The following is a 5367-nucleotide window of genomic DNA, read 5'->3' as shown; positions in this document are numbered from 1 at the left end:
ATCGTCATGGGCTTCTGGCGCAGGACACCGAGCTTCTTCCGCCACGCCTACACCGCCAACGTCGTCATGATGGCCGCCGGCTTCGTGCTCTTCGGCTACCAGGTCGCCGGCTATCTCGTCGCCTGACGACCTCTCAACGCAAGGATACCGACACATGTACAATACCGACATGCCCATCCGCGCCGAGCTTCCATCCACGCGGAAGCTCCTGCGCTCGACCGTCATCGCGGCAGTCTCCGCCACTGCGATCCTCGTCGCCGTCGTGCTTCCCGCCGAGTACGGGATCGATCCGACCGGGGTCGGATCGGCGCTGAACCTCACGGAGATGGGCGAGATCAAGACCCAGCTCGCGGCAGAAGCCGAAGCCGATGCCGCGAGGGACGCGGCCGCCCGCGCTGCCCCGGCAACCGGTGCCGACGCCACGCCACTTCCGCCTGCCGCCGTCGGCGTGGTGCCGCCGCCCGTCGCTCCGCTGGCCCCGCCCGCGCCCCCGGCACCGCCCATCTCGGAGCGGCAGTCCAGCCTGTTCGGTGCGATCGGCGGTCTGTTCGTCTCGTCGGCCGTCGCTCAGGAGATGCGCCAGGACGAGATGACCATCACGCTCGCGCCCGGGGAGGGGGCTGAGATCAAGCTGACCATGCAGGAGGGCGAGATCGCCTCCTTCGCCTGGGTCGTTTCGGAAGGCGGTGCGGTCAACTACGACACGCATGGCGACGGCGGCGGACAGAACATCTCCTACGAGAAGGGGCGCTCGGTCTCTTCCGACGAAGGGACCATCCAGGCGGCCTTCACCGGCAACCACGGTTGGTTCTGGCGCAACCGCGGCGATGCGCCGGTGTCCCTGACGCTGCGCACGAGCGGCACCTACACCGCTTTCGAGCGGAAGGTCTGACGAGGCCTTCCAATCACCGCCGACCGATGGTCCCGTGCCGTCGGTCGGCATCTTCTTCCGGCCGGGCAGCCGCAACGCCGGGGTCGAGGTAACACAACCATGCTGACCGTCCTGCGCCATCGCACCTATCGCCATCTCTTTGCAGCGCAGGTTCTGTCGCTCATCGGGACTGGCCTGACGACGGTGGCGCTGGGGCTGCTGGCCTACGACCTTGCCGGCGCCGAGGCCGGCGCGGTGCTCGGGACGGCGCTTGCGATCAAGATGATCGCCTATGTGGGTGTCTCGCAGTTCGCCGGGGTCCTGACGGGTTACCTCCCGCGCCGGACGCTGCTCGTCGGCCTCGACCTCGCCCGGGCGGCCTTCGTGCTCGTCCTGCCCTTCGTCACCGAGATCTGGCAGGTCTACGGTCTCGTCTTCGCGTTCCAGTCGATGTCGGCCCTGTTCACGCCGACCTTCCAGGGCACGATCCCCGACATCCTGCCGGACGAGCGGGAGTACACGAACGCCCTGTCGCTCTCGCGGCTCGCCTACGACCTCGAGTCGCTCTTCAGCCCGCTCCTGGCGGGGCTTCTGCTCACCGTGATCTCCTTCCACTGGCTGTTTCTCGGCACGGTCTTCGGCTTCCTCGCATCCGCGGCGCTGGTCGTCTCGGTCGCGCTTCCGGTCGCCAAGGCGGCCAGCGGCGGTCGGTTCGTCGACAAGCTGACCCGCGGTATCCGCGTCTACCTCGCAACGCCGCGCCTGCGCGGTCTCCTGGCCGTGTCCTTCGCGGCCTCGTCGGGCGGGGCGATGGTGATCGTCAACACTGTCGTCGTCGTGCGCGCCGATCTCGGCGGCACCAACGACGACGTGGCCTTCCTCTTCGCCGCCTACGGCCTGGGCTCGATGGCGGTCGCCATCCTGCTCTCGCGGCTTCTCGACCGGGTTCCCGCCCGCACCGTCATGCTGACGGGCGCGAGCGCCATGGCGGGCCTCCTCGTCATAGCCGGCACCGGCCCTGGATGGACGGGCAGCGTCATCCTATGGGCCTTGCTCGGTGCCGCTGCGTCGGCGATCGGCACGCCCGGGGGGCTGCTCCTGCGCCGCTCCTCCGATGCCGACAGCCGGCCCGCCGTCTTCGCGGCGCAGTTCGCCCTCTCGCATGCCTGCTGGCTCGTTACCTATCCGGCCGCCGGGTGGCTTGGCGCGACGATCGGCCTTGGCCCGACCTTTCTGGTCATGGCTGCTGGAGCGGCTGCGGGCGCCGCGGTCGCGCTGGTCTTCTGGCCGGCGAACGATCCGGTCGAGATCGAGCATGTCCACCAGGCGCTGGCGCACGATGCGCTGCATGTCCACGACGATCACCATCAGCACGAGCACGAGGGCTGGGAGGGGCCGGAGCCACACCGCCATCCGCATCGCCACCAGCCGATCCGCCATCGGCACGCCCTGGTGATCGACGACCACCACGCGACCTGGCCGACCGGCACCGCCGGTGGGTGACCCGACGGCTTGCCCCGATCACGGGGTGGTTTCACGAGTACGGAAGCCGCGGCGTCTGGGGAGGGGCGTCCCACGAGGGCAGGGGTCTGAGAATGGACGCCTCTTCGAGTTCATGATATCCACAGCGCGATGATGTTTCACCGATCCCATGCTCGCACGCCTGCTCGGCTGCTGACTGCTCTCGCGGTCATGCTGAGCATGCTGTTCGCATCCGTCGGGTCGGTCGGGGCGGAACCGTCCATCATGTCCTCGCAGCCCCTCGCCATGGCGATGGTCGCTGAGGCGGATATGGCCGGCGAACCCGGGCATGCGCACGATGGCCACCATGCGCCCGCGAAAGCCCATGATCACAAGGCCGCCGGCGCAAGTGACTGTGCGACGCACTGCCTGACGGCCGTCCCGCAGGCCGTCGGGCCGACCGACGCCATGCCGGTCAGCCGCAATCTGTCCTATCCGATCCTCACGACGGATCTGACAGGACAGTCCGGACCCACCACCGAGCGTCCTCCCCGAATCTGACCGTCCAGGGCTTTTCTCAGCCTTATTGCGTCTTCCGGCCATTCCTTGGTCGCAAGCGTGGACGTCAGGAATTCGCCTGCGGCGAAGCCTGATCCTCTTCCCCCATGACCGGTTCCGCGAGGCGCATCTCGCGGCGAACGGTATGGCGTTCAGGTTCAACAATGAGATTCTCCATCATTGCCGGCATCCTGCCCGGCCTGCTTCTGGCGGGCTGTGCGGACGCTGCTCGGGGTCTGCCCGAAACGACCGTATTCCCGTCGCCTGAGGACCCGAGCATCCCTGGCGGAACATCCGGGCATGCTTCCGTCGTCGGCGCCTATACCCACCGCACTGTCCGCGAGCCGGATGGTTGGCGCGGTACTGGCGTGGACGTTTCCCCCGTAGCCGGCCGGGAGCCGGCACTATGAGGCCGCTGTTCAGGATGAGCAGCGTCCTTCTCCTGCCGCTGATCATGTCCGGCTGCGTTGCGGCTTCAGAGACATTCGAGCCGGATCTCGGCTTCGATGTCGTGTCGGCAGACGCCGGGCGCCGTTTGGGAAAACAAACGGTCTGGGTCCAGGATCAGGCGCAGGCTGCGGCGGCCAGCGAGCGGGTCCGGAACCTGCTCGCGGCGAAATATATCGGCGCCGACGCGGCCGTGCAGGTCGCGCTTCTCAGCAACAAGACATTGCAGGCGGACTATGCAGAGGTCGGATTGTCGGTTGCCGAACTCTGGCAGGAGGGGCTCGCCGTCAATCCGAGGCTTTCGCTCTCCTACAGCGGGATTGGTGTCGGACGGACGATCGAGGGGCTGATCGCCGCCAACATCGTCCGGATGATGACCCGCGAACGGCGCCTCGACGTTGCGGAGGTTCGGGTCCTCCAGGCGCAATTGCGGGCCGTCGACGCAACGCTGGCGCTTGCGGCCAGAACGCGTGAGGCATGGATCGAGGCTGTCGCGGCCTGGGAGACGGTCGCCTATCTGAACCGTGCGAAACTCGCCGCGGACGCTGCCGCGGAACTGGCCAGCGAACTGGGCCGGACCGGAGCGATGCCGAAGGTCGAGCAGGCCCGCGAACAGGCCTTCTATGCCGAATTGACCGGGCGGACGGCCGAAGCGCGACTGGCCGCGCAACTGGCCAAGGAGAAGCTCTACCGGGTGATGGGCGTATGGGGGAAGAATCTCGATTTCGAGGTTCCGAACGCATTGCCCGCACTGCCTGGCACGCTGAAGGGCTTCAAGGCCACCGAGGCGGAGGCTCTTCGCAACCGGGTCGACCTTCAGGTGGCGCGTCTCGAACTCGAGGCGCTGGCGCGGTCCTACGGCCTGACGAAGGCCACGCGATATGTGTCCGACCTGGAACTGGCCGCCGGCGTGGAAGTCGAACGCGAGGTCGAGGAACGCGACGACGGGTCCGAAGCGGCAAGCAACGTCGTGTCCGCATCCGTGGAGGTGGGGCTCGAAATCCCGATCTTCGACAGTGGGCAGGCCCGGCTTCGAAAGGCGGAATTCCAGTACCTGAAGGCGGCCAACCAGCTGGCGGCCAAGGCCGTCGACATCCGGTCGCAGGCACGCGCTGCCTACAAGGCCTATCGCGGTCGCAGCGAGATCGCCCGGCACTACCGCTCTCGCGTCGTGCCATTGCGGACGACGATCGAGAAGGAAGCTCTTCTCACCTACAACGGGATGATCACGAGCACCTTCGATCTCCTCGCCGATACGCGGGCGAAGCTCGACGCGATCCTGCTCTCCCTCAACGCAAAGCGCGAATTCCACCTCGCCGACGCCGCTCTCACCGCGGCCGTCTACGGCGGCGGCGAAGATGCGTCCGAAGCCGCTGGTGACGCCGAGATGGCGTCCGCCTCTGGCGACGATTGATCGAAAGGATCCGAACGATGGTTTCGAGACGACAATTCATCGGGGCGGGAGCGGCTCTTGCCGGCGTCGCCGCCTGGTCGAAGACGTCGGCCATGGGGCTTCCGGAAGCGCCGATCATGGAGACGGCGGCCACCCAGCCGCCGCTGATGCCGACGGCCGGGCCGGACTATAATCCCGTGGTGACGCTGAACGGCTGGTCGCTGCCCTTTCGCATGAACAACGGCGTCAAGGAGTTCCACCTCGTTGCCGAACCGGTGGAGCGGGAGATGGGCGAGGGCATGACCGCCTATCTGTGGGGCTACAATGGCCAGGCGCCGGGACCGACCATCGAATGCGTCGAAGGCGACCGGGTGCGGATCTTCGTATCGAACAGGTTGAAGGAGCACACGACCGTTCACTGGCACGGCGTCATCCTGCCCTGCGGCATGGACGGGGTGACCGGCCTGACCCAGCCGGGAATCCCGCCGGGCAAGACGTTCGTCTACGAGTTCGACGCCGTGAAGAGCGGGACCTTCATGTACCATCCGCATGGCGACGAGATGGTCCAGATGGCCATGGGGATGATGGGCATGTTCATCATCCATCCGAAGGACCCGGCCTTCATGCCGGTCGATCG

Annotated in this window: 5 protein-coding genes and 1 pseudogene; all 6 read left to right on the top strand. The window is 67.1% G+C overall.

Translation table 11 applies throughout. The features are described from left to right. Nucleotides 1–126, top strand: a pseudogene (locus tag ACEQX1_RS16940) (HupE/UreJ family protein); the annotation flags it as partial. Between the two features lie 28 nt (nt 127–154). Beyond that, complete coding sequence (locus ACEQX1_RS16935; RefSeq protein ID WP_370197184.1) at nt 155–892, top strand: hypothetical protein; 738 nt, start codon at nt 155–157, stop codon at nt 890–892. A 99-nt stretch (nt 893–991) separates the two neighbouring features. Next, a complete protein-coding gene (locus tag ACEQX1_RS16930; protein WP_370197182.1) occupies nt 992–2374 on the top strand; it encodes an MFS transporter in 1383 nt (460 codons plus the stop codon). 189 nt (nt 2375–2563) lie between these two features. Next, nucleotides 2564–2893 carry a hypothetical protein gene (locus tag ACEQX1_RS16925; protein WP_370197179.1) on the top strand — a complete coding sequence of 110 codons (330 nt, stop codon included), beginning with the start codon at nt 2564–2566 and terminating at the stop codon, nt 2891–2893. A 403-nt stretch (nt 2894–3296) separates the two neighbouring features. Beyond that, nucleotides 3297–4751 carry a TolC family protein gene (locus tag ACEQX1_RS16920; protein WP_370197177.1) on the top strand — a complete coding sequence of 485 codons (1455 nt, stop codon included), beginning with the start codon at nt 3297–3299 and terminating at the stop codon, nt 4749–4751. A gap of 17 nt (nt 4752–4768) precedes the next feature. Next, nucleotides 4769–5367: multicopper oxidase domain-containing protein (locus tag ACEQX1_RS16915; protein ID WP_370197175.1), on the top strand; the 599-nt coding region annotated here is incomplete at its 3' end.

Origin of the sequence: Aurantimonas sp., assembly GCF_964217435.1 — a bacterium.
Classification (GTDB): domain Bacteria; phylum Pseudomonadota; class Alphaproteobacteria; order Rhizobiales; family Rhizobiaceae; genus Aurantimonas; species Aurantimonas coralicida.
This window is presented reverse-complemented; position numbering and strand designations above follow the sequence as displayed.

What these genes read in the sequence shown, in the direction of transcription:
- ACEQX1_RS16935 (WP_370197184.1), top strand. Translation starts at nt 155, where the DNA reads ATGTACAATACCGACATGCCCATCCGCGCCGAGCTTCCATCCACGCGG.
- ACEQX1_RS16930 (WP_370197182.1), top strand. Translation starts at nt 992, where the DNA reads ATGCTGACCGTCCTGCGCCATCGCACCTATCGCCATCTCTTTGCAGCG.
- ACEQX1_RS16925 (WP_370197179.1), top strand. Translation starts at nt 2,564, where the DNA reads ATGCTGAGCATGCTGTTCGCATCCGTCGGGTCGGTCGGGGCGGAACCG.
- ACEQX1_RS16920 (WP_370197177.1), top strand. Translation starts at nt 3,297, where the DNA reads ATGAGGCCGCTGTTCAGGATGAGCAGCGTCCTTCTCCTGCCGCTGATC.